26 protein-coding genes are annotated in these 25,864 nt (G+C 69.4%); 10 read left to right on the top strand and 16 right to left on the bottom strand.

The features are described 5' to 3' along the window. Positions 1-36 precede the first annotated feature (36 nt). Together FVE25_RS28205 and FVE25_RS28200 are read right to left on the bottom strand one after the other, a co-directional pair. Positions 37-459, bottom strand: coding sequence for a roadblock/LC7 domain-containing protein (locus FVE25_RS28205; protein WP_157250088.1), 423 nt, complete (start codon positions 457-459; stop codon positions 37-39). Continuing rightward, the gene (locus tag FVE25_RS28200) at positions 456-3,173 is read right to left on the bottom strand and encodes a sensor histidine kinase (protein WP_157250087.1); all 2,718 of its coding nucleotides are present in this window, start codon (positions 3,171-3,173) and stop codon (positions 456-458) included. Before FVE25_RS28200 ends, FVE25_RS28205 begins: the two co-directional genes overlap by 4 nt. 460 nt (positions 3,174-3,633) lie before the next feature. Between FVE25_RS28200 and FVE25_RS28195 the strand changes: the two genes are divergently transcribed. From FVE25_RS28195 to FVE25_RS28180, 4 genes are read left to right on the top strand one after another with little or no spacing between them, the layout of a single operon-like run. Further along, a complete protein-coding gene (locus FVE25_RS28195; RefSeq protein WP_157250086.1) occupies positions 3,634-4,617 on the top strand; it encodes an ABC transporter substrate-binding protein in 984 nt (327 codons plus the stop codon). Positions 4,618-4,630: 13 nt separating this feature from the next. Then, a complete protein-coding gene (locus FVE25_RS28190; RefSeq protein ID WP_157250085.1) occupies positions 4,631-5,626 on the top strand; it encodes an ABC transporter substrate-binding protein in 996 nt (331 codons plus the stop codon). Then, entirely contained in the window at positions 5,623-6,396 is a 774-nt protein-coding gene (locus FVE25_RS28185) for an ABC transporter permease (protein ID WP_157250084.1), read from the top strand. Before FVE25_RS28190 ends, FVE25_RS28185 begins: the two co-directional genes overlap by 4 nt. Then, complete coding sequence (locus FVE25_RS28180; RefSeq protein ID WP_157250083.1) at positions 6,393-7,181, top strand: ABC transporter permease; 789 nt, start codon at positions 6,393-6,395, stop codon at positions 7,179-7,181. The genes FVE25_RS28185 and FVE25_RS28180 overlap by 4 nt, the downstream gene beginning before the upstream one ends. A gap of 72 nt (positions 7,182-7,253) precedes the next feature. On the opposite strand, the gene FVE25_RS28175 is transcribed toward FVE25_RS28180, so the two are convergent. From FVE25_RS28175 to FVE25_RS28155, 5 genes are all read right to left on the bottom strand, one after another. Continuing rightward, entirely contained in the window at positions 7,254-8,255 is a 1,002-nt protein-coding gene (locus FVE25_RS28175; RefSeq protein WP_157250082.1) for a nitrilase-related carbon-nitrogen hydrolase, read from the bottom strand. Continuing rightward, positions 8,252-9,625 carry an aldehyde dehydrogenase family protein gene (locus FVE25_RS28170; RefSeq protein WP_157250081.1) on the bottom strand — a complete coding sequence of 458 codons (1,374 nt, stop codon included), beginning with the start codon at positions 9,623-9,625 and terminating at the stop codon, positions 8,252-8,254. The genes FVE25_RS28175 and FVE25_RS28170 overlap by 4 nt, the downstream gene beginning before the upstream one ends. Next, the gene (locus FVE25_RS28165; protein WP_157250080.1) at positions 9,622-10,614 is read right to left on the bottom strand and encodes a DUF1838 family protein; all 993 of its coding nucleotides are present in this window, start codon (positions 10,612-10,614) and stop codon (positions 9,622-9,624) included. Before FVE25_RS28165 ends, FVE25_RS28170 begins: the two co-directional genes overlap by 4 nt. A gap of 130 nt (positions 10,615-10,744) precedes the next feature. Beyond that, positions 10,745-11,188, bottom strand: coding sequence for a DUF3598 family protein (locus FVE25_RS28160; protein ID WP_157250079.1), 444 nt, complete (start codon positions 11,186-11,188; stop codon positions 10,745-10,747). Between the two features lie 25 nt (positions 11,189-11,213). Further along, positions 11,214-12,011, bottom strand: coding sequence for an SAM-dependent methyltransferase (locus FVE25_RS28155; protein ID WP_157250078.1), 798 nt, complete (start codon positions 12,009-12,011; stop codon positions 11,214-11,216). Positions 12,012-12,283: 272 nt separating this feature from the next. Here FVE25_RS28155 and FVE25_RS28150 point away from each other — a divergent pair, with 272 nt between their 5' ends. The 5 genes from FVE25_RS28150 to FVE25_RS28130 are packed head-to-tail and all read left to right on the top strand — an operon-like array spanning position 12,284 to position 16,655. Beyond that, a complete protein-coding gene (locus FVE25_RS28150) occupies positions 12,284-13,249 on the top strand; it encodes an ABC transporter substrate-binding protein (RefSeq protein ID WP_157250077.1) in 966 nt (321 codons plus the stop codon). After that, positions 13,246-14,055: an ABC transporter permease gene (locus tag FVE25_RS28145; RefSeq protein ID WP_157250076.1), complete on the top strand. Its 810-nt coding sequence runs from the start codon at positions 13,246-13,248 to the stop codon at positions 14,053-14,055. Before FVE25_RS28150 ends, FVE25_RS28145 begins: the two co-directional genes overlap by 4 nt. Then, positions 14,052-14,807 carry an ABC transporter permease gene (locus FVE25_RS28140; protein ID WP_157250075.1) on the top strand — a complete coding sequence of 252 codons (756 nt, stop codon included), beginning with the start codon at positions 14,052-14,054 and terminating at the stop codon, positions 14,805-14,807. Before FVE25_RS28145 ends, FVE25_RS28140 begins: the two co-directional genes overlap by 4 nt. Continuing rightward, positions 14,804-16,258: a dihydroorotase gene (locus FVE25_RS28135; RefSeq protein ID WP_157250074.1), complete on the top strand. Its 1,455-nt coding sequence runs from the start codon at positions 14,804-14,806 to the stop codon at positions 16,256-16,258. The genes FVE25_RS28140 and FVE25_RS28135 overlap by 4 nt, the downstream gene beginning before the upstream one ends. Then, on the top strand, positions 16,248-16,655 hold the full coding sequence (locus FVE25_RS28130; protein WP_157250073.1) for a pyridoxamine 5'-phosphate oxidase family protein: 408 nt from the start codon (positions 16,248-16,250) through the stop codon (positions 16,653-16,655). Before FVE25_RS28135 ends, FVE25_RS28130 begins: the two co-directional genes overlap by 11 nt. Before the next feature lie 8 nt (positions 16,656-16,663). Here FVE25_RS28130 and FVE25_RS28125 read toward each other — a convergent pair whose 3' ends face one another. Genes FVE25_RS28125 through FVE25_RS28115 form a run of 3 tightly spaced genes read right to left on the bottom strand, consistent with a single transcriptional unit; the run spans position 16,664 to position 19,118 of the window. Beyond that, positions 16,664-17,419, bottom strand: a complete 756-nt coding sequence (locus FVE25_RS28125; protein ID WP_246267547.1) for an ABC transporter permease — start codon at positions 17,417-17,419, stop codon at positions 16,664-16,666. Then, complete coding sequence (locus tag FVE25_RS28120) at positions 17,416-18,177, bottom strand: ABC transporter permease (protein ID WP_157250072.1); 762 nt, start codon at positions 18,175-18,177, stop codon at positions 17,416-17,418. Before FVE25_RS28120 ends, FVE25_RS28125 begins: the two co-directional genes overlap by 4 nt. After that, a complete protein-coding gene (locus FVE25_RS28115; protein ID WP_181019735.1) occupies positions 18,174-19,118 on the bottom strand; it encodes an ABC transporter substrate-binding protein in 945 nt (314 codons plus the stop codon). Before FVE25_RS28115 ends, FVE25_RS28120 begins: the two co-directional genes overlap by 4 nt. 210 nt (positions 19,119-19,328) lie before the next feature. Between FVE25_RS28115 and FVE25_RS28110 the strand changes: the two genes are divergently transcribed. Then, positions 19,329-20,105 (top strand): ABC transporter ATP-binding protein, encoded by a 777-nt coding sequence (locus tag FVE25_RS28110; protein WP_246267545.1) that lies wholly within the window; start codon positions 19,329-19,331, stop codon positions 20,103-20,105. 12 nt (positions 20,106-20,117) lie between these two features. On the opposite strand, the gene FVE25_RS28105 is transcribed toward FVE25_RS28110, so the two are convergent. The 6 genes from FVE25_RS28105 to FVE25_RS56420 all read right to left on the bottom strand — a co-directional run bounded on the left by FVE25_RS28105 (position 20,118) and on the right by FVE25_RS56420 (position 25,833). Further along, positions 20,118-20,498, bottom strand: coding sequence for a DUF1048 domain-containing protein (locus FVE25_RS28105; RefSeq protein WP_157250070.1), 381 nt, complete (start codon positions 20,496-20,498; stop codon positions 20,118-20,120). A 2-nt stretch (positions 20,499-20,500) separates the two neighbouring features. After that, the gene (locus FVE25_RS28100; RefSeq protein WP_157250069.1) at positions 20,501-20,830 is read right to left on the bottom strand and encodes a PadR family transcriptional regulator; all 330 of its coding nucleotides are present in this window, start codon (positions 20,828-20,830) and stop codon (positions 20,501-20,503) included. Positions 20,831-20,911: 81 nt separating this feature from the next. Further along, positions 20,912-21,487, bottom strand: coding sequence for a GTP-binding protein (locus FVE25_RS28095; protein WP_157250068.1), 576 nt, complete (start codon positions 21,485-21,487; stop codon positions 20,912-20,914). Further along, positions 21,468-21,869, bottom strand: coding sequence for a DUF742 domain-containing protein (locus FVE25_RS28090; protein WP_425489511.1), 402 nt, complete (start codon positions 21,867-21,869; stop codon positions 21,468-21,470). Before FVE25_RS28090 ends, FVE25_RS28095 begins: the two co-directional genes overlap by 20 nt. A 23-nt stretch (positions 21,870-21,892) precedes the next feature. Further along, positions 21,893-22,315 (bottom strand): roadblock/LC7 domain-containing protein, encoded by a 423-nt coding sequence (locus FVE25_RS28085; protein ID WP_157250067.1) that lies wholly within the window; start codon positions 22,313-22,315, stop codon positions 21,893-21,895. After that, on the bottom strand, positions 22,312-25,833 hold the full coding sequence (locus tag FVE25_RS56420) for a sensor histidine kinase (protein ID WP_181019734.1): 3,522 nt from the start codon (positions 25,831-25,833) through the stop codon (positions 22,312-22,314). The genes FVE25_RS28085 and FVE25_RS56420 overlap by 4 nt, the downstream gene beginning before the upstream one ends. Positions 25,834-25,864 lie beyond the last annotated feature (31 nt).

Below are 25,864 nucleotides of genomic sequence, written 5' to 3'. Positions count from 1 at the left end.
AGCCGGACACCTCGCAGCGATGGTCACTCACGGGGATCACCTGGTCTGGCTGGCGCGCAGCTCTGCACGCACCGCAGGGGTCAGCACCTGCCCGGCACGGTCCACCATCAGGGTCATCTGGTAGGCGACCAGCCCCATGTCGCAGTCAGGGGCGGCCAGGACCGCCAGGCATGATCCATCGCTGATCGACATGATCAGCATGAGGCCTCGTTCCATTTCCACGATCGTCTGGTTGACGATCCCGCCCTCGAACACCCGGGCGGCGCCCTGGGTCAGGCTGATCAGTCCAGATGCGATCGCGGCGAGCTGATCGGCCCGGTCCGTCGGAAAGCCGGCGGAGGCCGCGAGCGGTAACCCGTCGGAAGAGACCACTACAGCATGGGCGACCCCGGGAACGGTGCTGACGAAATCAGTGATCAGCCAGTCGACCCCGCGCGCCGCGTGGCTCAGGTCGTTCATTCGCCCTCCTCCCTGCTTTCAACGTTTCTGGAGCCAGGGGGATACGCCCTGCCTTCGCTGATGTCATCACGCGCTGCTCGGAAGCCCTGCTGGAAGCTGGACAACCTGCTGCGCACCCGATCCGGTGAGACGTTGCGCACCGGCGCCACGCCCTTCGGGGCACTGGCCGTGTCGGCCGAGCCCGGGACGAGGTTGGCCTTGGGCACCCGCTTGGGCAGTCCCGCCGCCGTGGGCGCGTCCCGCACCGGCTCTCGTACGGCTTCCGCCGCGCTCCAGCCGGCGTCGGCCTTGGCCGAGCCCCAGTTCTGGTTGCCGTTCTCGTGGTTGTGCTCGAACCAGGCCGACTCCACCGAGGCGAAGATCGGCAGGAACTCGTCGCCCTGGTTCACGGCGGGGATGGGGCCGGTGGCGGCCGACTCGGTCTCCGGGAAGTCGTAGCGGTTGGGTGGCCGTTGTTGTTGATCGCGGTTGTACGACCAGCTGGTCACCTCTTCGGAGGGCGGGGCGGACGGCGGCTGCCGCTTGGGCAGCGGAGGCTCGTTGCCGAAGCCGCCGGCGCCGCGGGAGGGGACCCACACGTCCGAGGTGTCGGGCCCGCTGCGCGGGTCGGACGGCCAGCCGCCGTTGTCGGAGGAGGGCCACTGGGGCATGGACGGCCAGGATCCGGTCCCGGCCGGGTTGGACGGGAAGGACGGGTGGCCGCCGGGCATCTGCTGGCCCCACTGCATGGGGGTGCCGTTGAACGGCTCGATGACGGGCTGCTGCGGCGGCGGAGGGGGCGGCGCGCTGACGGGCTGGCCGCCGGCTCCGGCCATGGAGGGCGCCTGGGCGCCGAGCAGCGCCTCGGGCAGCAGCACCATGGCGGTCAGGCCGCCGGAGCCGTGGGGGCGCAGCTGCACGCGGATGCCGTGGCGGTGTGCCAGGCGGGCGACCACGAACAGGCCCATGCGGCGGGAGACGGAGACGTCCACGGTGGGGGCGTCGGTGAGGCGGTCGTTGGCCTGGGCGAGTTCTTCCGCGGTCATGCCGATGCCGGAGTCGGTGATCGAGAGCATGACGCCGCCGCCGTCGATGCGGCTGCCGGACAGGGTGACGCGGGTCTCGCGCGGGGAGAACGACAGCGCGTTCTCGACGAGCTCGGCCAGCAGGTGGATGACGTCGTTGACGGCCTGTCCCGCGACGGCGACGCCGTCGGGAACCTGGAGGACGACGCGCTCGTAGTTCTCGACCTCCGACAGGGAGGCGCGGGCGACGTCGACCAGCTTGACCGGCTGGCTCCAGCGCCGCGGCGGGTCCTGGCCGGCGAGGACCAGGAGGTTCTCGCTGTTGCGGCGCATGCGGGTGGCGAGGTGGTCGAGCTTGAACAGGTTGGCCAGCCGGCTCTCGTCCTGCTCGCCCTGCTCCAGGCCGTCGATGAGGGTGATCTGGCGTTCGACCAGGGTCTGGGAGCGGCGCGAGAGGTTGACGAACATGGCGTTGACGTTGCTGCGCAGCCGGGATTCCTCGCCCGCCAGCCGTACCGCCTCGCGGTGGACCTCGTCGAAGGCGCGGGCCACTTCACCGATCTCGTCGTCGGAGGAGACGCCGATGGGCGGCACGGCGGGTGTGGCGGCGTCGGTGGTCTCGCGCATGGTGCGCACGGTGTCGGGCAGGCGCTGGCCGGCGATCTGGAGGGCCTCGCTGCGCAGCCGGCGCAGGGGGCTGACCAGCGAGCGCGCCATCAAGGTGGTGACGATCAGGACCAGGATGAGCAGCAGGCCGGAGCCGACGGCGGCAAAGAGCGCGGAGGTCTGGGCGGAGTCCTTGAGGCCCCGGCTCTGCACGTTGATCGACTGGGAGAGGCGCTTCTCCACGGTGCGCATGCTGTCGATGGAGCCGGTGATGGACTCGAACCAGCGGTCGGCGTCCTCGTTGCCGCCGGGGACGAGGTCGATGGGCGAGCCTTCCACGGCCTGCGAGAGCGCGCGCATCCGGTACATCGCGGCGCGGTCCACGTCGGCGCCGGTGACGGTGTCCTCGTAGAACTGCAGTTCGTCGATGGAGGCGATCGAGCGGAAGGCGGCGATCTCGCTCTCCTGCTGGGCGCGGGCGTCGACGAAGGCGCCCTGCTCGCCGGTCTGGAAGGCGCCGGTCGTGGCGGCGCCCGTCAGGAGGCCGCGCTGCTGGGAGGCGGCGTCCTTGGCGCGGGTCAGCGCGCTGAAGGCACGGACGCTGTTGCTGAGGGTTTCGTCGACGTCGCCCTGGCCGATCTCGTCGTGGAATTTCTGCAGGACGTCGATGATCTGGGAGTACTTGCGCTGGGTCGGCAGCGCGGGAAGTTGCGTCGTCATCACGGTGTCGCGGGCGAAGGAGATCTCCGCCAGGCGGCCCTGCATCTGCTGGACCATGAGGCGCACGCTCTCGCCATGCGCTTCGTTGATGACGACGGCCGCCTTCTGCTTGAACTTGCCGGCGGCGACGTCGACGGGGCCGAAGGCGGCTTGTAATTCCGCTTCCGCGGCCTTGCGCCGACCTGCGGCGACGTAGCCGACGGCGCGGTCACGTTCCAGGGCGAGCTCGTGAACGAGCTCCGTGATGGAATCCCCCAATTCCGCCTTTTCCAGGACACGCTGGTACGCATTAGCCCGGTTGATGGAGTCGACGATCTGCAGGCCGCCGATCCAGACGCCGACGGCCGTCGGAACCGCGATGAGCGCGATGAGCCGCCATCGCACGCGCCAGTTGCGGAGTCGGAACCTACCGCCACCGGCCTTGGAGTGTGCCTGCGTGGGCACCGGACTGTGCGTGCCACGCTGGTTCGCGCCGGATCGTTTCCTCACGTGACTCGCACTTTCTCGCGGGGTCCACGGGGTGGGTTGAGGGATAGACGGGACAACCCTCGGAACAAGGAGCTATTTGAGCACATCCTCCTAACTCAGGCCAACACTCCGCTATCACCGGACTCATCAAGCATGTCAAATCACCCACTCCATGCCATATCACATCTTCATTATCACCTCAAAGATCATTATTTCGGACATAGTGGTCAGCATGCGGTATTTCGGACAACACAAATCGGTAGATTTCATGGCAATTGTGATCGATGGTCCGGTACGATCTCCGCCTGTTCCCGGGGCTCCCACCTTTCACTTTGGGCGCGTGCGGAACCCTTGCACCACCCCGTCGAGGAGACTCATGACATTCGGGCCTACCCTCCGCGCGTCCGTAATCGGGCTCGTCGTGGCCGTTTCCCTAGCCGCCTGCAGCGGCGGTTCCAGCTCATCGTCCGGCGGCTCCGCAGGTGGGGGCCTTGAGAAGACGACGCTCACGATCGGCGTCTCCCCCGTGCCGTCGTCCGCGCCGGTCTTCATCGCCCAGAAACGGGGCTTCTTCAAGGAGGAGGGCCTCACCGTCAAGACGGAGATGATCCAGGCGCCGCAGACGGTCATGCCCAAGATCGCCAACGGCAGCATGGATGTCTTCAAAGGCAGTTACGTGTCCTTCCTAAACCTTCAGGACAGTGGCCAGAAGATCAAGATCCTGTCCGATACCCTCCAGGGGGCTCCGGGGATCGCCGCGGTTGTGGTACCGAAGGACTCCAGGCTGCAGAGCCCCAAGGACCTGAAGGGCAAGACCATCGCCGTGAACTCGCTCAAGAACCTCGGCGAGCTCTCCGTCAGCGCCCACCTGCAGATCAACGAGCTCACGCCGAAGGACGTGAAGTTCGTCGTGATCGACTTCCAGGCGCAGATCGCCGCGCTGAAGACCGGCACCGTGGACGCGGCCTGGCTGGTCGAGCCCTTCCTGTCGGCCGCCCAGCAGAGCGGCGCCCGCATCCTGCTCGACACCAACACCGGCCCCACCGAGTCGCTGCCCATCGACGGCTGGGGCAGCACCGACGCCTGGGTGGCCAAGCATCCCAAGACCGCCGCCGCCTTCCAGCGCGCGGTCTCCAAGGCCCAGCGCCTGGCCGCCACCGACCGCGCGGCGCTGGCCGAGGTCGTGCCGACCTACACCCAGATCCCCAAGGAAGCGGTCATGACCATGGCCATGGGGACCTTCCCGACCTCGCTCAACGCGACGCGCATCCAGCGCGTGGCCGACCTCATGCACGAGTTCGGCTACCTCAAGAACAAAATCGACGTCCCGACCATGGTCTTCAACGGACCCGAGCAGTAGCAGGAGCGCAGACATGAGATTAACGCGGGTCATCACCGTCACCTGCGCGACCGTTCTCGCCCTCGCTGCGTGCGGCAGCGGCGGCGGGACCACCACCACGAAGACGACCGGCTCCGCCGCCCCGTCCTCCGGAGGCGGGCTGGAGAAGTCCACGATCACCGTCGGCGTGGTGCCCGTGCCTTCGTCCTCGCCGCTGTACATCGCCGAGAAGCGGGGCTTCTTCAAGGAGGAGGGCCTCACGGTCAAGACGGAGATCATCCAGGCGCCGCAGGCGGTCATGCCGAAGATCCTCAACGGCAGCATGGACGCCTTCCTCACCAGCTACGTCTCGCTGATGGCGATCCAGGACTCCGGCGCGGCCAAGCTCAAGCTCTTCCAGCACGTGCAGACCGGCGCCCCCGGCATCGCCGGCGTGGTGGTCCCCAAGGGCTCGCCGGTCAAGGCCGCCGCCGACCTCAAGGGCAAGACCGTCGCGGTCAACGTGCTCAAGGCCCTCGGCCAGACCACGACCAACGCCCACCTGCAGGAGGCCGGGCTCAAGCCGGAGGACGTCAAGTTCGTCGCGATCCAGTTCGCCGAGCAGCTCGGCGCGCTGGCCACCAAGAAGGTCGACGCCGCCTGGCTGGTCGAGCCCTTCCTGTCGGCCGCGGTCAAGGAGGGCGCCACCCAGATCATCGACACCACCAGCGGCCCGACCGCGGGCATCCCGATCGACGGCTGGGGCGTGTCGGAGAAGTGGCTGGCCGACAACCCGAAGACCGCCGCGGCCTTCCACCGGGCGCTGGCCAAGGCGCAGAAGATCGCCGGTGAGGACCGCAACGCCATCAACGAGGTGGTCCCGACCTACACGCAGATCCCCGCGCCGGCGGTGGCCGCGATGAAGCTCGGCACCTTCGGCATGGAGCCGGACATGGCCGCCTTCCAGAAGCTGGCCGACCTGCTCCACGGCTACGGCTACCTCAAGGCGAAGATGGACGTCTCAACACTCATCGCCTCCAAGGTCGAATGAACACCCTCCGCAACCGACGAGGAATCCTGGGAGCCGCCGGCGTCCTGGGGTTCCTCGTTCTCGTAGAGGCCCTGGGACGCCTCGGGGTCATCGACCCCGGGGTGCTCCCGCTGGTCTCGGCCGTGCTGGTCACCACGGTCCAGATCGCCTTCGAGCCCGCGTTCCTGGCCGAGGTCGCCAACACGCTGCTGGCCTGCCTGGCCGGGCTGGCGATCGCCGTCGCGACCGCGGTGCCCGTGGGACTGCTGCTGGGCACCGTCCCCGTGGTGGAGCGCTCGGTCCGGCCGCTGGTGGAGTTCCTGCGGCCGATCCCCTCGGTCTCGCTGATCCCGCTGGCGATGTTCCTGTTCACCGAGAGCCAGGACGCCAAGATCGCGCTGATCGTCTATACCTGCTCCTGGCCGCTGCTCATCAACACGATGTACGGCTTGAGCGACGTCGACCCGCTGGCCAAGCAGACCCTGCGCAGCTTCGGATTCCGCGGCCTGTCGGTCGTCCTGCGGGTGAGCCTACCCAGCGCGGCGCCCTTCATCTTCACCGGCATCCGCATCGCGTTGTCGGTCACGCTGATCGTCGCGGTGAGCGTCGAGCTCATCGCCGGCGGCGGGGGCGGCATCGGCAACTTCCTCTCCCTCGCCAGCGGCGCCAACCGCATCGACAGGATGCTGGCCGGAACCATTTGGGCCGGGCTGATCGGCCTGGCGGCCAACGCGTTGTTCATGGCCGGCGAGCGCCGCTTGTTCCACTGGCACCAGGGGTCGACGTCATGATCATTCGCAGGCTGGCGTGGTACTGGCTGTTGCCGGTGGCCGTCCTCGCATGGGAGCTGGTGACCCAGAGCGCCCAGGCGACCTACTTCCCTCCCCCGAGCCGGATCGTGGTCCGGCTGCACGAGATGTGGTTCTCCGGGCCGCTGTCCCGGGTCTTCCTCACCGAGGAGGCTGTGGCGGACCTGGTCCCGAGCCTGGCCCGGCTGCTGGCCGGCTGGTCGATGGCCGCGGCGGCCGGCGTGGCGATAGGACTCCTGCTGGGCCGCTCGCGCTGGCTGTCGGCGCTGGCCGACCCGCTGATCCACTTCGGCCGGTCGGTGCCGCCCTCGACGTTGCTGCCGGTCTTCCTCCTCCTGTTCAAGATCGGCACGCCGATGCAGCTGGCCTCGATCGTCTACGGCGTCGTGTGGCCCGTGCTGATCAACTCCGCCGACGGCGCCCGGTTCGTCGACAAGCAGTACGTCGAGACCGGCACGGTCTTCCGGCTGAGCCGGGTGCAGCGGGTCTTCCGCATCATCCTGCCCGCCGCCGCCCCGAAGATCTTCGCCGGGCTGCGGCTGAGCGTCTCGCTGGCGCTGATCATGATGGTCGTCTCCGAGCTGGTCGGCAGCAGCGAGGGCATCGGCCACCGCATGCTGGAGGCGCAGAGCGAGTTCGACATCCCGGCCATGTGGGCGGGCATCGTGCTCCTCGGCGTTCTGGGCATCCTGCTCAACGCCCTCTTCATCGGCGTGGAGCGGGCGCTGCTGGGCTGGCACCGCGCCAGCCGTACCGGCGCACGCTGAAGGGCCCCCTTTTCGGGGGCCCTTTTGCCGGGCCGTACGGCTCAGCCGTAAAGACGGAAGATGCCGTACGGCTCAGCCGTAAAGACGGGAGATGACATCCTTCTGGCGGGCCACGAACCAGGCGCGGCCGGGTTCGGCGCCGGCCAGGCCGTCGGGGCGCTCCACGTCGTGGCGGGCGTACTCCTCGGCCCACAGCGCGGGCTTGACGCGGGAGAGCAGGTTGCCCATCCCCGGCCGGGTGCGGAAGCGGCGCAGCCCGTCCAGGTCCAGCTCGGCGGAGGCGATCACCGACTCGCCCGGGCCCGCGGCGGCCAGGACCCTGCCCTCGAAGTCGAGCACCTCCGAACCGCCGTTGGTGGAGTCGCCGGGGATGGCGATGCCGGTCAGGCGGCCGCTGTTGGCGGAGACCACGTAGGCCATGTTCTCGATCGCGCGGGCGCGGCGGCCGATCGCCTTCGGGGTCAGGGCGGGCGCGCTGGCCTCCGAGGTGGGGTGGCAGAAGACCTCGGCGCCGCGCAGCGCCAGCGACCTGGCCAGCTCCGGGTAGAGGATCTCCTCCGAGGCCATGGCGGCCAGGTTGCCGATCGCGGTCCTGGCCACCGGCAGCACCGCGTCGATGCCGTAGACGTCGAGGTAGCGTTCCCACACGTCGTAGGGACTGGGCGAGTACATCGAGTGCAGCCGGCGGTAGCGCAGCACGGCCTCGCCGTCCGGCGAGAGGATCACGCACGCCTGGAAGAACAGCTCGGGGAAGTGCTCGTCGCTCTCGTAGGCGTTGACGCACAGGTAGACGCCGTGGCGGCCGGCCATCTCGGCCAGCTCCTTGTACTCCTCGCCGTCGGGGGCGATCGCGGCTTTGTCCCGCCATTCGGCGACGCCCTCGCGCATGGGGAAGCCGGTCAGCACGTACTCGGGCAGCACGACGAGCCGCAGGTCGGGACCGATCCAGGACTTGGAGCCGCCGAGGCCGACGTCGACGCGGGCGATGGCGGCCCTGATCTCGGCGCGGGGGTCGGCCAGCCCGGTGACCGCCCGGGTCTCCAGCTGCAGGGCCAGCGCCCGGTAGGCGGTCACCGGTGCCACCACGGGTCGGCGCCTGCGGAGCGGTTGACCAGGTGGGCGCGCTTGCGCACGAACCGGCTGATCGACGCCTTGCCCATGCGCGAGCCGCCGAGGCCGGAGAGTTTGAAGGAGTTCTTCTCGCCCTCGTGCACGAGGGCGGTCAGGGAGGCGTCGTTGACGCTGACCGCGCCCACCTGCATGCGCCGGGCCACCGCGCGGGCGGCCTCCTCGGTGGGGGCGAACACCGCGCCGGACAGCCCGTACGCGGAGTCGTTGGCCAGGCGGACCGCCTCGTCGGCGTCGTCCACGGCCATGACCGGCAGGATCGGGCCGAACGTCTCCTCGGTCATGAGCGCCATGGTGTGGTCCACGCCGGACACGACCGTCGGGCGGCACCACAGGCCGCCGCCGTGGCGCTCGATCTGGCCGCCGGTGTGGACGAACGCCCCGCGCTCGACCGCGTCGGCGAGCTGCCGGGTGATCACCTCGGCCTGGCGGGCCGCGATGAGCGGGCCGATCGGGCCGCCTTCGCAGGTCAGCGTGACCTTGGCCGCCTTGTCGGCCAGCAGCGCCAGGAACTCCTCGTGTACGGCACGCTCCACGTAGACCCGCTCGATGGACTGGCAGGACTGCCCGGCGTTGGCGGTGCCGCCCCACAGGATGGCGGCGGCGGCCCGGTCGAGGTCGCTGCCGGCCAGCACGATGGCCGGGTCCTTGCCCCCGAGCTCCAGGAAGGCGGGGATGAACGCGCGGGCCGCGGCCTCGCCCACCTTGCGGCCGGTGGGCACACTCCCGGTGAAGACGACCGTGTCCACGAGGCCGACGAGCTCGGTCCCGGTCTCCGCGCCGCCCTCGACGACCCGCAGCGGCAGGTCGCCGGGGACCAGGCGCATGAGCGGCTCGATGAAGCGCGGCGTCACCTCGCTCGGCTTGACCAGCACCGCGCATCCGGCGGCCAGCGCGGGGATGGCGTCGATGAGGCCGAGCAGCAGCGGGAAGTTCCACGGGCTGATCACCCCGACCAGCTCGTACGGCACCGCCTCACCGCCCACGACGATGCCGGGCAGGCCGGCGGGCTGCTCCTCGGGCGGGGCCAGGAGGTCCGGCGCCTGCCGTACCCATCGCTCGATCATGCCCGCCACGATCTGCCGCTCGAGGACGGACTCGCCGGTGCGGCCGGTGTCGGCCACGAGGGCGGCGAGCAGGTCGTCGTCGGCGGCCAGCGCGGCGCCGAAGCGGGAGAGCACGGCCGCGCGGTCCGCCTCGCGCCAGGCGGGCGCCGCCGCGCGCAGTCCGGCGGCCGTGGCCGACAGCTGCGCGGGCGACGGTGGTGCGAGCAGGCGGTCGGTTTCCCCGGTGAGCGGGTTCCTGACCTGCGTCATGATGACCTTCCGTTGGTGGTGCACCACTGGGCCCAGGTGGTGGCACCCCGGCCCAGCTGCTTGTTGTAGAACGACGTCCAGGAGTTCTCGCTGGGGCCGGGGTCGGTCGGGGCGGCCTGGTAGAGCGGGTACTGAAGGTCGACGACGGCCCGGATCCACGGTTCGACCTCAGCGTAGGAGTTGAGCGCCCAGCTTCGGGCGTGGTAGGTCAGCTGGCCTTGGACGCTCTCCTCGGGCAGGCACATGAAGGGCGCCCACGGGCTGGTGCGGCTCCAGCTGATCTTGGTCTTCATGGCGCCGGTGGGCAGGGTGCCGTCGACGGTGCGGACCGAGCGCTCGTAGCTGTCGACGTAGAAGTCGAACATCTCCATGGCGCTGTAGACGCCGTTCTTGAGGCCGAAGCGCTCGCCGAGGGTGGTGCCGAAGTTGGCGTTGACCGGGATGTCGCTGGTCCAGGCGGTCTCCTCGTGCCGCTGCTGCAGAGGCGGGCCGACGAAGGAGGGCGTGACGTTGAACGGGCCGAAGGCCACCCTGTCGTTGTTGATCGGGACGACCGGGTAGGTCTTGCCGTCGACGGGGTTGGCCCACTGGGTGAGGATCTGCTGCGGGTTGGCAGGGCTGGTGTAGAAGACGATCTCGCGGGAGAGCTGGTGGAGCTGGGTGGTGCCGGGCACGCGGTAGAGCCGGCGGATGTTGAAGCCCTCGATGTTGAACAGCTTCTGGCCGTGGCGGATCTGGGGGTCGAGGGCGTTGCCCTCGACGTTGGCGTAGACCGAGCCGGAGATGCGGAAGACCATGTCCTGGCCGTCGGGGCGGCCCATCGACTGCAGCTGGAGCTGGCCGGCGTCGTCGGTGACCGTGCGGTAGACGGGTCCGGGCGCGTAGGGGTCGTCGATGTCCGCGTTGGCGGTTGCGGCGCCGGGCGCGAGGCCGGTCAGCAGGAGAGCGGATAAGGCGATAGCGAAGGAGGGACCGCGGCGCTTCAACATCGTGTCTCCGGAGGTGGGGCGGCGATAGCGGGGGCTATATGATCATCAACGGAGAGACGCTGTCAACGCGCCACTCTACTCCGCGTCAGAGCCGGGTGACCGTCCGCGACGGCGGACGGCCGGAGGCGGCTCAGGCGACGCGGCGCTCGTCGATCAGCGTGCGCTTGACGCAGACACCGCCCTTGATCCACTGCCACACCCGGCTCTTGCTCTTGCCGTCCTCGCTCAGCACGATCAGCTCGAACAACCTGAGGTCCGCGCCGGCGGCCTTGTAGACCCAGCTCAGGTAGATCGTGGACTCGTCCAGCTCCCAGAACTCGCCTTTGATGCGCTCGGTGTCGAAGCCGCAGCGCCCGCCGCCCAGGTAGGCGCCGGGGAACTGGATCTCCTCGGTCCGGCCGTCGTCCCAGGTGTAGCGGTTGACCTGGTGGTAGGTCGTGTCGTCCACGATCGTGCAGGTCAGGTGCGAACGGTGGCGGTCGAGCAGGTTGCCGTCCGCGTCCAGATGCGTATATGTGCCTTCCCACTCGCCCTCGTGGCGGGCGAGCAGCGGCATGTCTTCACGAAGCCCCATGGGGAAACACCTCTTGCGGATGGGTTCAGGGTTTGCGGCCGACACCGGCGACCGCGAGTCGCAGGACGGGGTGGTCGTCCTGGAAGTGCTGCTCGGGATCCGGGCGCCAGTCGGGCACCCCTACCAGTCCTGGCTCGACCATTTCCAGCCCCACGAAGAAGCGGGCGATCTCGTCCTTGGTCCGGTAGCGGGTGGTCCGTGCCTCCAGCAGGTTGCGGCTCTGCTCGTCGCCCAGATTGAGGAGGTGGTGGATGAAGACGTAGCTGCCCGAGGGAAGGGCGGCCACCAGTTGCTTCGTGATGTGCCAGGGATCGTCCTCGTCCTGAATGTGGTGGAGGATCCCGCAGAGGATCAGGCCGACCGGTCGCTTGAGGTCGACGTGCGCGCTCAGCTCCCGATCGGCCAGCAGGACCGCGGGCTCGCGCAGGTCGGCGCGGACGGCGAGCGTGTTGACGTTTCTGGCCAGAAGCGCTCGCGCGTGCACCAGGACATGCGGGTCGTTGTCCACATAGGCCACACGCACCTCTGGGTCAACAGAGTGGGCGACCTGGTGGACGTTTTCGGCTGTCGGTAACCCCGTGCCGATATCGATGAGTTGCCGGAGCCCGACTTCTCCGACCAAGAACCTGACAACCCTGCCCAGCACCGCGCGCTGCGCGCGGACTCCGATCTCGACTCCTGGCATGAGGGCGCGGATGCGCTCTCCCTCTGCCCGGTCGACAGCGAAGTTGTCCTTGCCCCCGAGCAGGTAGTCGTACACACGAGCAGGGCTGGCCTCCGACAGATTCAATCCGTAGGGAGCCTCACCATCGACGTCTGCCACGACACCCCTTACACCGTCACGTAGTGATAGCACCCCGACCTTATCCGGAAAGCCACCTCGCTATCCACACGACATACACCCACAAATCGCCATATATCCGGACAAACCACGCGGGCCAATTTAAATCCGGCAGACAAAAGGCTAAAACTGACATATCCACTATATCTCCTTTAAATCGCTCCTCGTGCGTTACAGTGCGTGTCATCGTCGCTCACACCCCCCGGTACAAAAGGAGACACGGGATGCAGTTACGTGCTCTAGGGCGTATAGCCTTGATCGGCCTGGCGACAACCCTGGTCATTACAGGGTGTTCGAACGCCGGGTCGAGCCAGAAACCGGGGGGTTCCACCAACGCCTCGGGCCTTGAGAAGACCAGCCTCCTGATCGGGCAGTACCCGGGTGCGGACTCGGCGCCGCTGTTCATCGCCATGGAGCGCGGCTTCTTCAAGGAGGAGGGCCTGGACGTCAAGCAGGAGCCCATCCAGGCACCCCAGATGGTGTTGCCCAAGCTCAGCAACGGGCAGATGGACGTCGTGCTCGGCAGCTACGCCACGATCCTGACCATTCAGGAAGGCGGCCAGGAGAAGTTCAAGTACATCGCCGACTCCTATCAAGGCGCCACCGGGGCGTTCGGCGTGATGGTCGCCAAGAATTCACCGGTCAAGAAAATCATCGATCTCAAGGGCAAGAAGATCGGCGTCAACTCCCTCAAGGGACTCGGCGTCCTCACCATGAACCCCCACTTGAAGATCAACGGTGTGGACCCCGCCAAGGACGTCACCTACGTCGAAATCCCGACCACCAACTGGCTGTCGTCGCTGGACAAGGGCGACGTCGACGCCGTGTGGATGACCGACCCGTACGTCAGCCAGGCCGAGAGCGAACTCGGCGCCACCATGCTGATCGACACGATGTCCGGGCCCACCGAGAGCCTGCCCATCACGGGCTGGGCGGCCACCGAGAAGTGGATCGCCGCCAACCCGAAGACCCTCGCCGCCTTCCAGCGCGCGATGGCCAAGGCGCAGAACATCGCCGCCACCGACCGTGACGCGGTCACCAAGATCCTGCCCACGTTCACCAAGATCCCCGCGGAGACCGCCGCGACAATCAACCTCGGCAACTACCCGACCACGCTGAACGCCCAGCGCATCCAGCGCGTCGCCGACCTGATGGCCGAATACGGCTTCCTGAAGGCGAAGATGGACGTGAGCTCGATGATCGTCAACCCTCAAGGATGACGACAGCGGACAACGGAACGCGGCGCGAGCGCGACCCGCTCGCCCGCGTCCCCCTGGCAAAGCTCGTCCGCCACGTCGTCGGCGTGGCGGCTTTTCTGCTTCTGTGGGAAGCCGTCGGCCGCGCCGGGCTGGTCGACTGGATGCCGAACGCCTCCGACTCCTTGATCAGGTTCGCCACCATGGCCATCGATCCGATCTTCCTGGGCGATCTGGCCGCCACGCTGGTCGCCGCGATCATCGGGCTCCTGCTCGCGGTGCTGCTGGCCGTACCGATCGGGCTGCTGCTCGGGACGGTGCCCGCGGTGGAGGAGAGCACGCGCGCCATCGTGGAGTTCCTGCGGCCCATCCCGTCCGTCGCGCTGATCCCGCTGGCCTTGTTCTTCTTCACCCCGGAGATCAACGCCAAGATCGCGCTGATCGTCTACGCGGCCTCGTGGCCGATCCTCATCAACACGCTGTACGGCGTGCGGGACGTCGACCCGGTCGCCACCGAGACCCTGCGCTCGTTCGGCTTCGGCGCGAGCGCCGTGGTGTGGCGGGTGGCGCTGCCGAGCGCGGCGCCGTTCATCTTCACCGGGGTACGGCTGGCCGCCTCCATCACGCTCATCCTCGCGATCAGCGTCGAGTACTTCGTCGGGGGCGCCTCCGGCATCGGCAGGTTCCTCATCGAGGCCAGCACCGGCATCGGCGCGTCGGCCATGCTCGACGTGATCGCCACGCTGATCTGGGCCGGCCTGGTCGGGCTCGTGGTCAACGCGGTGCTGCTGCGCGCCGAGCGGCGGCTGTTCAGGTGGCGAGCCACATGATCAAGATCCTGGTCAAGCGGCTCTGGCTGATCCCCGTCGTCTTGGTCGGCTGGGAGCTGGCCACGCTGGCGATCGCCAGCCCCTACGTCCCCTCCCCCTCACGCATCCTGACGCGCCTGTACGAGATGTTCATCGCCGAGGAGGCGATCGGGCACGTCTGGCCGAGCCTGGCCAGAGTGGTCGGCTCCTGGGCCGTGGCCGTGCTGGTCGGTGTCCTGCTGGGCGTGGCGATCGGGCGCACGCTGTGGCTGGCCGACTACATCGACCCGTTGGTGGAGTTCGGCCGGGCGGTGCCGCCGCCGGTCATGCTGCCCGTCTTCCTCGTCCTGTTCAGCATGGGCACCGAGGTCCAGGTCGCCACCATCGTCTTCGGCATCATCTGGCCGATCCTGCTCAACTCCATCGACGGCGCCCGGCACGTCGAACCCCTGCAACTGGAGACCGCGGCCGTGTTCGGCCTCCCCGTCCACCTGCGGCTCCTGCGCGTGATCCTGCCCGCGGCCGCCCCGAAGATCTTCGCCGGGCTGCGGCTGAGCGTCTCGCTGGCGCTCATCCTCATGGTCGTCTCCGAGCTCAAGGGCAGCACGGAGGGCATCGGCTATCTGCTCAGCCTCGCCACCAGCAACGCCGACATGGCCGCCCTGTGGGCCGGCGTCGTGCTCCTGGGCGTCCTGGGCTTCCTTCTCAACTCCCTGTTCCTCATGGGCGAGCGCCGCATCCTCGCCTGGCACCACCATCGGAGGCGTCCATGACAGACCTTCTGATCAAGAACGTGCGGGTCGTCACCCCCGAGCGTGACGAGCCCGTCGCCGCGGACATCGCCGTCCGGCACGGCCAGATCACCGAGGTGGCCCCCGGCCTGCCACCCGGCGCCGACGTCATCGACGGCCAGGGCAAGCTGGCCTTCCCCGGTGTCGTCGACGCCCACCAGCACTGGGGCATCTACAACCCGCTGCCCGACGACGCCGCGACCGAGAGCCGGGCCGCCGCCCAGGGCGGCGTCACCACCGCCCTCACCTACATGCGGACCGGGCAGTACTACCTCAACAAGGGCGGGCCCTACTCCGACTTCTACCCCGAGGTGCTGGCCCAGGCCGACGGCCGGGCCTACGTGGACTACGGCTTCCACCTGGCGCCCATGTCGAGCGCGCACATCGCGGAACTGCCCGAGCTGATCGAGAAGTACGGCGTGGCCAGCTTCAAGATCTTCATGTTCTACGGCGGGCACGGCCTGCACGGGCGCTCCAACGACCAGAGCCGTTTCCTCATGCTCCCCGACGGCGAACGCTACGACTACGCCCACTTCGAGTTCGTCATGCGCGGCGTCCAGGCGGCCCGCGAGCGCTTCCCCGACCTGGCCGACGAGATCTCGCTGTCGCTGCACTGCGAGACCGCGGAGATCATGACCGCCTACACCAAGCTGGTCGAGGACTCCGGCGAGCTCAGCGGCCTGGCCGCCTACAGCGCCTCCCGGCCGCCGCACTCCGAGGGCCTGGCCGTCTTCATCGCCTCCTACCTGGCCCACGAGACCGGCCTGGCCAACATCAACCTGCTCCACCTGTCCTCTCGCAAGGCGCTGGACGCCGCCGTGCGCATGGCCGCCGCCTTCCCGCACATCGACTTCCGCCGCGAGGTCACCATCGGGCACCTGCTGGCCTCGGTGGAGACCGCCAGCGGCCTGGGCGCCAAGGTCAACCCGCCCATCCGGCCGCAGGAGGACGTCGAGGCGCTGTGGGAGTACGTGCTCGACGGCACCGTGGACTGGGTGGTCAGCGACCACGCCTGCTGCCGCGAGGAGCTGAAGTTCGGCGAGCCCCGGGACGACGTGTTCGTGGCCAAGGCGGGCTTCGGCGGCGCCGAATACCTGCTGCCCGGGCTCGTCTCCGAAGGGCGCCGGCGCGGCCTGCCGTACGGGAGGATCGCCGCGCTCACCGCGTGGAACCCCGCGCGCAGGTACGGCCTGCGGTCCAAGGGCATGATCGCGCCCGGGTACGACGCCGACATCGCGCTCGTGGACCCGGACCGGACCTGGACGGTGCGCGCGGCCGAGTCGGAGTCCGCACAGGAGTACACCCCGTTCGAGGGGTTCGAGCTGACCGCCCGGGTCACCGACACCTTCGTGCGCGGCCACCACGTCCTGGACGCCGGCAAGCTCGCCGGCCGTCCGATCGGCTCCTACATCGCGAGGCCCGGTGTTCACTGACCGCGAGCTCGCCTACCTGCGCGACCACACGCTCGGCCGGCTGGCCAGCGCCGGCGCCGACGGGCTTCCGCACGTGGTGCCGGTGCGGTTCCGGCTGTCGGAGAAGGCGACGTCCCTGGAGATCGGCGCCCGCGACCTGCCCGGGCGCGGGCAGCGGCGCGTCTACAAGGACAACGCCACGGAGAATCCGCACCTGGCGATCGTGGTCGACGACTACACCGAGGAGGGCACCCCGCGCGGGCTGCTCATCCGCGGCACCGCGCAGTTCCACGACACCGGCGGCGAGCACGTGGTGCGCGGCGGCGGGCCGAAATGGCTGGAGCTGACGCCGTCCTCGGTCTCCTCGTGGGGCATCGAATCCGCGGGCTACGCGCCCGCGATCCGGCGCCCCTTCTAGTCGTCTCCTCAGGCGCGCTGCCAGCCCAGCAGGCGCCGCTCGACCAGCACGAACAGGGAGTTCACCAGGTAACCGAGCAGACCGAGCAACGCGATGGCCGCCCACACCGCCGGGGTGTCGAAGCTCCGCTGCGCCTGGAGCAGCTGGTACCCGATGCCGTCGGTGCCGGCGAACAGCTCCGAGATGACCATCATGATCAGCGCCAGCGACAGGCTCAGCCGGAGCCCGGCCAGGACCTTGGGCGCGGCGGCCGGCAGGATCACGCGCACGATCTGCTCGGCCCGGGAGAGCCCGAACACCCTGGCCGTCTCGATCTGCAGCACCTCGACCGAGCGGGCGCCGTCGATGGAGTTGAGCAGCACCGGCCAGACGACGCCGAAGACGATCCCGGCCAGTTGCGTGGCCAGGCTGCCCTGGAGCAGGACGAAGAAGAACGGCAGCAGCAGGGGCGGCGGCACCGAGCGGCCGAACTGGATCAGCGGCGCGACGTACTCCAGGGCGGTCCTGGAGCGGCCGATCAGGATCCCGGCCAGCACGCCCGCCGCCGCGGCCAGCGTCCAGCCGGTGAACATGCGGGTCAGGCTCGGCAGCAGGTTCGCCATCGCGGCGTCCGTCAGGAACAGCCGGGCGGCCGGGCCGGAGAACCACAGCTCGTGCATGCGGGCGACGATCGTGCTGGGCGGCGGGAAGTCGAGGTCGTCCTGGAGCCTGGTGAGCGCCTCCCACACCGCCACCACCAGCGGGACGAACCAGAACCGGTTCACGTCCTGGCCTCGTGCCAGTGGAAGAGCCTGCGCTCCGCGGCCTGCAGCAGCGTGTTGGCCAGCAGCCCGGCGGCGCCCGCCCAGAGCGTGGCGGCCAGCATGAGGTCGGTCCGGTTTCCGCTGCCGGCCTTGATGACGTAGACGCCGATGCCCGCGCTGCCGCCCGCCAGCAGCTCGGCGCTGACCGCGAGGATGAGGGCCACGCCGGCGGCGATCCGCACCCCGGTGGCCACGAACGGGGCGGCGCTGGGCAGGCTGACCCGCCACAGCACCGCCAGGCGGCCGAAGCCGAAGCTGCGCAGGGAGTCCTTGGCCAGCGGGTCCACCTCGCGCATGCCGTACACCGTGTTGATGAGGACCGGCCAGACGGAGGCGTAGACGATGACCGCGGCCTTCATCACGGTGTCCACGGGGATGAGCAGGATCGCCAGCGGGATGATCGCGACGGACGGGATCGGCCGCATGAACTCCAGCAGCGGGCGGGTGGCCCGCTCGGCGGCGGGCAGCGTGCCGAGCGCCACGCCCGCGGGCACCGCCACGGCCACGGCGACCAGCAGGCCCAGTGCCCAGTTGAGCAGCGTGGCGGCCACCCCGGCCAGGAACTCGGGGTCGGCCAGCAGGAACGCCGCCTCGCGCAGCACCGTCGAAGGCGGCGGGAAGACCACGCCCTCGGCCAGCGCGAACCGGACGGCCAGCTCGACCGCCGCCAGGAACGCCGCGACACCGGCGGCGCCCCGGATGAGAGGCGTGGTGGTCATCCGGTGAGCAGCGTCTTCACGTCCAGCGGCTGCTTGAGGTAGCCGAACTCCAGCATCAGGTCGGCCACCCGCTGCACCCTGGCCGCGTCGAGGCTGGTCGGGAACGTCCCCAGCGTGATCTTCGACACCGCGGCCTTGTCGATCTTCGAGTACGTCGGGACGACCGCCTCGACCTCCTTGCGGTCACCGGCGGCCATCTGCTGCGCCTTGCCGATGGCCCGCTGGAAGGCGGCGAGCGTCCTGGGGTTCTCCTTGACCCACTCGTCGGTGGTCATCCAGGCGGCGATCGGCAGGCTGGCGGTCGGCCCGGTCATGGTGTCGGCCAGCACCCGCAGGCCGGGCTGGGTGGTGGTGATGAACGGCTCGGTCAGCCACCCGGCGTCGGCCTGCCCGGCGGCCAGCGCGTTGGCCATGTCGGGGAAGGGCTTCTCCACGAACTTCACCTCGGTGGCGTTCACGCCCACGCCCTTGAGCGTGGCCGCGATGGCCAGGGCGCCGACGCTGTTGAGGCCGTTGACCAGGATGGTCTTGCCCCGGAGGTCGGCGGCGGACTTGAGCGGGGAGTCCTTGGTGACCATGAGGTTGAAGGTGCCGGGGGCCGCGCCGTACAGGTCGCCGACGACCTTGATCTTCTCTCCCCTGCTGGCGGCCAGGAACGTGGAGACGTAGTTGGTGTGGGAGATGTCGAGGGCGCCGCTCTTGACCTGGGGTAAGGCGGCGGCGCCGCCCTGGATGGTGACGGGCTCGACGGTCAGGCCCTCCGCCTTGAACAGGCCCTTGGCCTGGGCGATGTAGAGGGCCGCGGCGTCGGGGATGGGCAGCGCGCCGACCTTGATGACGGGTTTCTCCAGCCCGCCGGGGCTCACCGGTTCGCTGCTGGGGCCACAGCCGCCGAGGGCCAGCGTGGCTACCACGGCGAGGACGGAGATCGTACGTCTCATGGTGCGCTCCGGTGGGTGGGGAGGCTCTACCGCAAGTGACCATATTTCATGACTCGTGGTTTTTTCCGCCCGCACTTTCGCTGAGTGAAATCTCCAATTCGGACTTAACGGCACAAAGTCACGGTGATCACTCCCAAATCCGCTATGGCCTCACAATTCGGGCCTCCGATAGAGTCGGAGTGTCACTCGCGCCCCCCAAGGAATACAGCCTTGCTCGAGATAGCCAACCTCAGCCACACCTACGGCAGCGGGCCCACCGCCCACCACGCCATCGAAGGTCTCTCCCTGACGGTCGCCGACGGCGAACTGCTGTGCGTCGTCGGCCCCTCCGGCGCCGGCAAGTCCACGCTGCTGCGCAGCATCGCCGGCCTCATCACCCCCACCGGCGGGGAGATCAAGGTCGACGGCCAGGTGGTCACGCACACCCCCGACAACCTCGCCGTGGTCTTCCAGGACTACAGCCGCTCGTTGTTCCCGTGGATGTCCGTGGCCGAGAACGTCGCCCTGCCGCTCCGGCGCAAGGGCATGAACAAGACCGAGCGCAAGGCCGCCGCCGGCGAAGCCCTGGAATCCGTGGGCCTGGCCGACGCCGGCAAGAAGTACCCCTTCCAGCTCTCCGGCGGCATGCAGCAACGCGTGGCCATCGCCCGCGCGCTGGCCTACAGGCCCACCCTCATGCTCATGGACGAGCCCTTCGGCTCCGTCGACGCCCAGACCCGCGAGGACCTCGAAGACCTGGTCCTGCAGGTGCGGGGGCATCACCAGATGACGATCGTGCTGATCACGCATGACATCGACGAGAGCGTGTACGTGGGCGACCGCGTCGTGGTCCTGTCCAAGGCCCCGGCCAACGTGGTCGGCGACCTGACCGTGGACCTGCCGTCCCCTCGCGACCAGATCACGACCCGCGAGCACCCGGACTTCGTCCATCTCCGCGCGGAGGTGGGCCGCCTGGTCCGTGGCCTGGATTCCAAGGCTCCCGCCTGAGGGATCCGGGTTCTACTGCTGCCCGCCCGTGGCACGGTCGATCGCCTTGGTCAGCCGTGCCCGCTCCCGGCCGATCCACGAACCGTCCGCGTAGTTGCGCAGAAAGGTCTCGGCGAACTCCAGCGGATCCTGTCCGACGACGTCGCGGATGGGAGTCCCGTCCGCCGCGCTCTGCTCGAACAGATCGGCCAGGTCCTCCAGCATTTTCAGCAGGCTTTCCGCGTCGCCCGGCGCGAAGTGCTGCATGTAGCGATCCAGCGCCTCAACCGCGGCGCGATAGTCGGCCGGAAGCCCCGCCACCCGCGCGCGGTAGCGCCGGTAGCGCTTCTTGTCCCCGAGCGGCCCGGTGACCACCCCCAGGAACCGCCAGCCCTTCTTCACCTCTGCGGCCATGGCTACTTCCCTCCCTCACGGAGTTGTTCGAGCCGTCCGGCCAGGAAGCTCCAGGTTCTCCAGAACTCCTCCAGTTGCTCGCGCCCCTGAGCGTTCAGCGAGAACACCTTGCGCGGCGGCCCCTTCTCCGACGGCACCTTCTCCACGTCGACCAGGCCACGCTGCTCGATCCGCACCAGTAGCGCATAGATGGTGCCCTCGGCGATGTCGGAGAAGCCCTGATCGCGCAGCCACGCGGTGATCTCGTAACCGTAGGCGGGCCGACCGGCCAAGATCGCCAGCACGATGCCCTCCAGCGTGCCTTTGAGCATCTCCGTGATCTGCTTGCGCATCGCACACCCCCTTCCAGTACCCAACATTACTAGCTACCAGAGGGAGAAGGGCCCCCGCCGCGAGAGGTGCGCGGCGGGGGCTCAGGCGGGGGCGATCTGCCGGGTGAGGGCGTGCTCCACCAAGGTGATCAGCGTGCTCTTGACCGACTCGCGGTTGCGGGCGTCAAGGCGGACGAGCGGAGTGCTGTCGCCCACGGTGAGGGCTTCGCGCAGTTCCTGCTCGTTGTGGAGGAAGTGGCCGTCCCAGCCGTTGACGCCGACGACGAAGGGCAGCTTGGCCTCTTCGAAGTAGTCGATGGCGGGGAAGCTGTCGGCCAGGCGGCGCGTGTCCACCAGGACGACCGCGCCGATGGCGCCGCGGACCAGGTCGTCCCACATGAACCAGAACCGGTGCTGCCCGGGCGTGCCGAACAGGTACAGGATCAGGTCGCGGTCGAGGGAGACGCGGCCGAAGTCCATGGCCACCGTCGTGGTGGTCTTGGTCGGCGTGAGCGACACGTCGTCGACGCCGGCCGACGCGTCGGTCATGACGGCTTCCGTGGTGAGCGGCAGGATCTCCGAGACCGCTCCCACGAACGTCGTCTTGCCCACGCCGAAGCCCCCCGCAACGACGATCTTCGTCGAGGTGAGGCCGGGGCTAGAGCCTGCGAAGTCCACTGAGAACCCTTTCGAGCAAGTTGAGGTCCGGCTTCCCCGCGTCCAGCGCAGGCTGGTGCACGCGGATCAGGCCCTCCGACGCCATGTCGGCGATCAGCACCCGGACCACCCCGAGAGGCTGCCGTAAAAGAGCGGAGATCTCCGCAACCGACCGCACATTTCTCGTCAGCTGGATGATCGCCTGATACTCCGGACTCAAGAGTGAAATGTCTTGGTATTCCGACGTCACGGAGGAAACCAAAGCCTCCATGGCAAACTTCATCCGCGGAGCCGTCCGCCCTCCGGTCACGGCATAGGGCCGCACCAGAGAGCTCGGTTTCTGCGGACGGGACGCCGACGGATGCGGCGGAGTGCTATCACCAGCCCAACCCTGACCTGACACCATGATCTCCTGTCACCGCCCGGCTAGCGGGGGCGGGCCGCCTGCAGCTCCGCTCGTACGGCGGGCGTCAGCACCTGGCCGGCCCGCTCGACGAGCAGCGTCATCTGATAGGCCACCAGGCCCATGTCGCAGTCGGGCGACGCCAGCACCGCCAGACACGAGCCGTCACTGATCGACATGATCATCAAAAGGCCGCGCTGCATCTCGATGACGGTCTGGGTGACCATACCGCCCTCGAACACGCGCGCCGCGCCCTGGGTCAAACTGATCACACCGGAGGCGACCGCGGCGAGCTGGTCGGCCCGGTCCTTGGGGAACCCCTCGGAGAAGGCCAGCGGCAGGCCGTCGGACGACACCACGACAGTGTGGGCGACACCGGGCACGTTGTTGACGAAATCGGTGATCAGCCAGCTGATGCCACGCGCTCCCTGGCTCAGTTCTCTCATTCCTTCTCCTTCAGATCCTCACGGCCCTGCCGTACACCCTGCTGGAAGCTGGAGAGCCTGCTGCGCAGGCGCTCGGGCGAGATCGGCGGGGCCGGTGACGTCGCGGGGGGCTGCTCGGTGGCGCCCGCAGTACCCGGCACGAGGTTGGCCTTGGGCACACGCCGCGGCAGGCCGGAGGCGGTGGTACCGCCCCTGACCGGCTCGGCGGCGGCCTGCGCGGCCTTGAAACCGCTGTCGGCGGGCGAGGACCACGAGGCGCCGGCGCCCGACTGACCCGGGGTGCGCTGCGGCAGCGCGGAACGGCCTCCGGCGAGGCCCTGGCCCTGAGGACCGGGACCCTGAGCGCCGGGAGTGCCCGGACCCTGTGCAGAGCCGCCGATCCCGGGGGGCGGCGGGCCGTCGGCGGGGATGACCGGGTGCGGCATGGTCGCCGGGGCGTCGGCCTCGAGGGCGTCCTCGAAGCCGCGGGCGGGACCGAGCCCGCTGAAGGCGCCCGTGCCCGGGCCGCTGAAGGAGTCCTCGGCGAAACCACCCGCGCCGAAGGCGCCGGAACCGGCGGGCGCGCCCGCACCGGCGCCGCCGAACGCCCCGCTGCCCGGACCGTCGAACGCCCCGCTGCCCGCACCGTCGAAGGTGCCGGCGCCGCCGAACGTCCCGGCGCCCTCCCCGGCGCCGCCGAACGTCCCGGTGCCCTCCCCGGCGCCGCCGAACGCCGCGCGGCCGAAGCCGTCCTGGCCGACCGCGCCGAACGAGCCGGTGGACGGGCCGGGCAGCTCGGGCTCGGACGGCGGCTGCTTGGCCTTGAGCGGGTCGGGGTCGGGCCGGCGGAACCAGTCCGAGCCCACCGACGAGAAGATCGGCAGGAAGTCGTCGCCCTCGGAGTCCATCGGCGAGCTGCCGACGACCGGCAGCGGCCCGGTCAGGTCCTGCGAGGCGTAGTCGCTGTTGTAGGAGGGCGTGAACAGCCCGCCGGCGGAGCCGTTGCCGTTGCTGGAGGGCTCCACCGACGGCCAGTTCGAGTCCTCGCCGAACGAGGGCCAGTGGCGCTGCCCCGGCTCGTCGTCCATCCGGCGCGGCGGCTCGGCGAAGGAGGGCCAGCGCTGCTCGATCTCCAGCGGCGGCGGCTGCTCGGCGAACGACGGCCAGCTCGGCATGTCGCTCGAGGGCGCGGCGGCCGAGGGGGCGGCGGGCTGCTCCCCGAACGACGGCTGCTCGCCGTACACAGGCTGCTCGCCGTATGCGGGCTGGTCACCGAACGCGGGCTGATCGCCGAAGGACGGCTGGTCGGTGAACGGCGCCCGCTCCCCGAAGGACGGCTGGTCCGTGAAAGACGCCCGCTCGCCGAAGGACGGCTCCCCGAACGAGGGCTCGCCGAACGACGGCTCCTTGTACGGCGGCTGCTCGCCGAACGCGGGCTGCCCGCCGAAGACAGGCTGCTCGCCGGAGGGCGGCGCCTCGCCGTAGGGATTCCAGCCGCCGTTGTCCGGCACCGGCATCGAGCCCGGCCACTGGGTGTCGGCCAGCGACTCGTTCGTGCGCACCTCGGGGGTGTCGGCGTACGGCGGCGCCCCCAGCATGGCCGGGTCGAAGTTGGTGAAGCTCTCGTACTGACCACGCGGCGACGGGACCATCCCCGCGGCGGCGGCGATGAGCATGTCGGGCAGGATGACCAGCGCGCTGAGCCCGCCGGGCTCCCGCATGCGGAGCTGGACCCGGATGCCGTGGCGCAGGGCCAGGCGGCCGACCACGAACAGGCCCATGCGCCGGGAGACGGAGACGTCGACGACGGGCGGGTTGGCCAGGCGCCAGTTGGCCTCGGCGAGCTCGTCGGCGGTCATGCCGATGCCGAGGTCGCTGATGGTGACCATGATGCCGCCCTCGGCGGGCGAGCTGGTGACGCTGACGCGGCTCTCGCGGGGCGAGAAGGAGATGGCGTTCTCGATCAGCTCGGCGAGCAGGTGCACGGCGTCGGTGACGGCGGGGCCGACGATCTGGATGTCGGACGGGATCTGGATCTGGACCCGCTCGTAGTTCTCGACCTCGGACAGCGACGCGCGGGCGATGTCCACGAGGGGGACGGGCTCGCTCCACTTGCGGGCGGCTTCCTGGCCGGCGAGGACCAAGAGGTTTTCCGAGTTGCGCCGCATGCGGGTGGCGAGGTGGTCGAGGCGGAAGAGGTTGGCGAGCCGGTTCTCGTCCTCCTCGCCCTGCTCCAATCCTTCGATGAGCTGGAGCTGGCGTTCGACCAGCGTCTGCGAGCGGCGCGAGAGGTTGACGAACATGGAGTTGACGTTGGCGCGCAGCTTGGCCTCGTCACCGGCCAGCCGGATCGCCTCGCGGTGGACCTCGTCGAAGGCCCGGGCCACTTCCCCGATCTCGTCGCGGGTGTTGACGCCGACCGAGGGCACCTCCGGCGCGGCCGCGGCGTCACCGGACTCGCGCAGCACGCGGACGGTCTCGGGCAGCCGGGTGGTGGCGACCTGCAGGGCTTCGGCGCGCAGGCGGCGCAGCGGGCGGACCAGTGAACCGGCCACGCGGGTGGTGATGACCAGGACGAGAAGCAGCAGGACGAGGATGAGCGCGCCGGAGATGATGGCGTTGCGCTGCTCGGTGTCGCTGAGCTCGCGGGTCTTGGTCACGACGGCGGTGGCGAGGTTGTCCTCCACCTTGCGCATGGCGTTGGCGGCCAGCGTGGTGCTGTCGTACCAGTACTGCAGCTCGCGCCGCGGGCTGACGGTGACGTCGAGGTCCCTGATCTCCTTGTACTCGCGCAGCTGGGCCAGTGCGCGCTGGCGCATGGCGTCGGCGCGGTCGATCTCCGGGCCCTTCACGGTGTCGGCGTAGAGTTTGGCGTACTTGGGGTCGGCTTCCTGCTCGAAGACGGCCAGCTCGGCCTGCTGGGCGTTCCAGGAGCCCAGGAAGTCCGAGAGGTCGTCGTAGTCGAGCTTCCGCTCGAGCAGGGCGACGTAGAGGATGGCCTGCTGCCGGGAGACCTCTTCCTTGCCGCGCTGGAGGGCGCCGAGGGAGGTCACGTCCTTGATCAGGTTGTCGTCGTCGCCGACCTTGTCGAGCTCGTCCTGGAGGTTCTCCAGCACGTCGATCAGGGTCGAGTACGTGCGGATGGCGGCTCGGGAGGGGACGCTGTCGCCGAGGATCGACTCGCGCAGCCCGTCGAGGCCGATGAGCCAGCGGCGCATGGTCTCGACCTCGGCGCGCACGCGGGGCGAGTGCGCGTCGTCGATGGCGGCGGTGCTGTCGAGCACCTTGGTCTTGGCCGTGTCGACGACGGCGCGCTGCGTGCGCAGCAGGGCCATCCGGCTGGGGCGTCGCTGGTCGGCGATGTACGACGAGGTGAGGGCACGTTCCTTGCCCAGCTCGTGGGAGAGCGCGCCGATGCGCTGCACCAGCTCGGCCACCTGGGTGAGCCGCCGGTACTCGGTGCTGGTGGCGATGGCGTCGGCCAACTGGATACCGGCGAGGAGCACACCGACGACGGTGGGGATGAGGATCAGGGCCACCAACCGCGAGCGCACACGCCAGTTAGCCAGC

It is taken from the genome of Nonomuraea typhae (genome assembly GCF_009760925.1).
In the GTDB taxonomy this organism is placed as follows: Bacteria; Actinomycetota; Actinomycetes; order Streptosporangiales; family Streptosporangiaceae; genus Nonomuraea; species Nonomuraea typhae.
This window is presented reverse-complemented; position numbering and strand designations above follow the sequence as displayed.

Coding starts and splice junctions, on each gene's coding strand:
- FVE25_RS28190 (WP_157250085.1), top strand. CDS start 4,631: ATGAGATTAACGCGGGTCATCACCGTCACCTGCGCGACCGTTCTCGCC.
- FVE25_RS28180 (WP_157250083.1), top strand. CDS start 6,393: ATGATCATTCGCAGGCTGGCGTGGTACTGGCTGTTGCCGGTGGCCGTC.
- FVE25_RS28165 (WP_157250080.1), bottom strand. CDS start 10,614: ATGTTGAAGCGCCGCGGTCCCTCCTTCGCTATCGCCTTATCCGCTCTC.
- FVE25_RS28185 (WP_157250084.1), top strand. CDS start 5,623: ATGAACACCCTCCGCAACCGACGAGGAATCCTGGGAGCCGCCGGCGTC.
- FVE25_RS28105 (WP_157250070.1), bottom strand. CDS start 20,498: ATGGCCGCAGAGGTGAAGAAGGGCTGGCGGTTCCTGGGGGTGGTCACC.
- FVE25_RS28205 (WP_157250088.1), bottom strand. CDS start 459: ATGAACGACCTGAGCCACGCGGCGCGCGGGGTCGACTGGCTGATCACT.
- FVE25_RS28115 (WP_181019735.1), bottom strand. CDS start 19,118: ATGAGACGTACGATCTCCGTCCTCGCCGTGGTAGCCACGCTGGCCCTC.
- FVE25_RS28170 (WP_157250081.1), bottom strand. CDS start 9,625: ATGACGCAGGTCAGGAACCCGCTCACCGGGGAAACCGACCGCCTGCTC.
- FVE25_RS28145 (WP_157250076.1), top strand. CDS start 13,246: ATGACGACAGCGGACAACGGAACGCGGCGCGAGCGCGACCCGCTCGCC.
- FVE25_RS28100 (WP_157250069.1), bottom strand. CDS start 20,830: ATGCGCAAGCAGATCACGGAGATGCTCAAAGGCACGCTGGAGGGCATC.
- FVE25_RS28140 (WP_157250075.1), top strand. CDS start 14,052: ATGATCAAGATCCTGGTCAAGCGGCTCTGGCTGATCCCCGTCGTCTTG.
- FVE25_RS28085 (WP_157250067.1), bottom strand. CDS start 22,315: ATGAGAGAACTGAGCCAGGGAGCGCGTGGCATCAGCTGGCTGATCACC.
- FVE25_RS28195 (WP_157250086.1), top strand. CDS start 3,634: ATGACATTCGGGCCTACCCTCCGCGCGTCCGTAATCGGGCTCGTCGTG.
- FVE25_RS28120 (WP_157250072.1), bottom strand. CDS start 18,177: ATGACCACCACGCCTCTCATCCGGGGCGCCGCCGGTGTCGCGGCGTTC.
- FVE25_RS28160 (WP_157250079.1), bottom strand. CDS start 11,188: ATGGGGCTTCGTGAAGACATGCCGCTGCTCGCCCGCCACGAGGGCGAG.
- FVE25_RS28135 (WP_157250074.1), top strand. CDS start 14,804: ATGACAGACCTTCTGATCAAGAACGTGCGGGTCGTCACCCCCGAGCGT.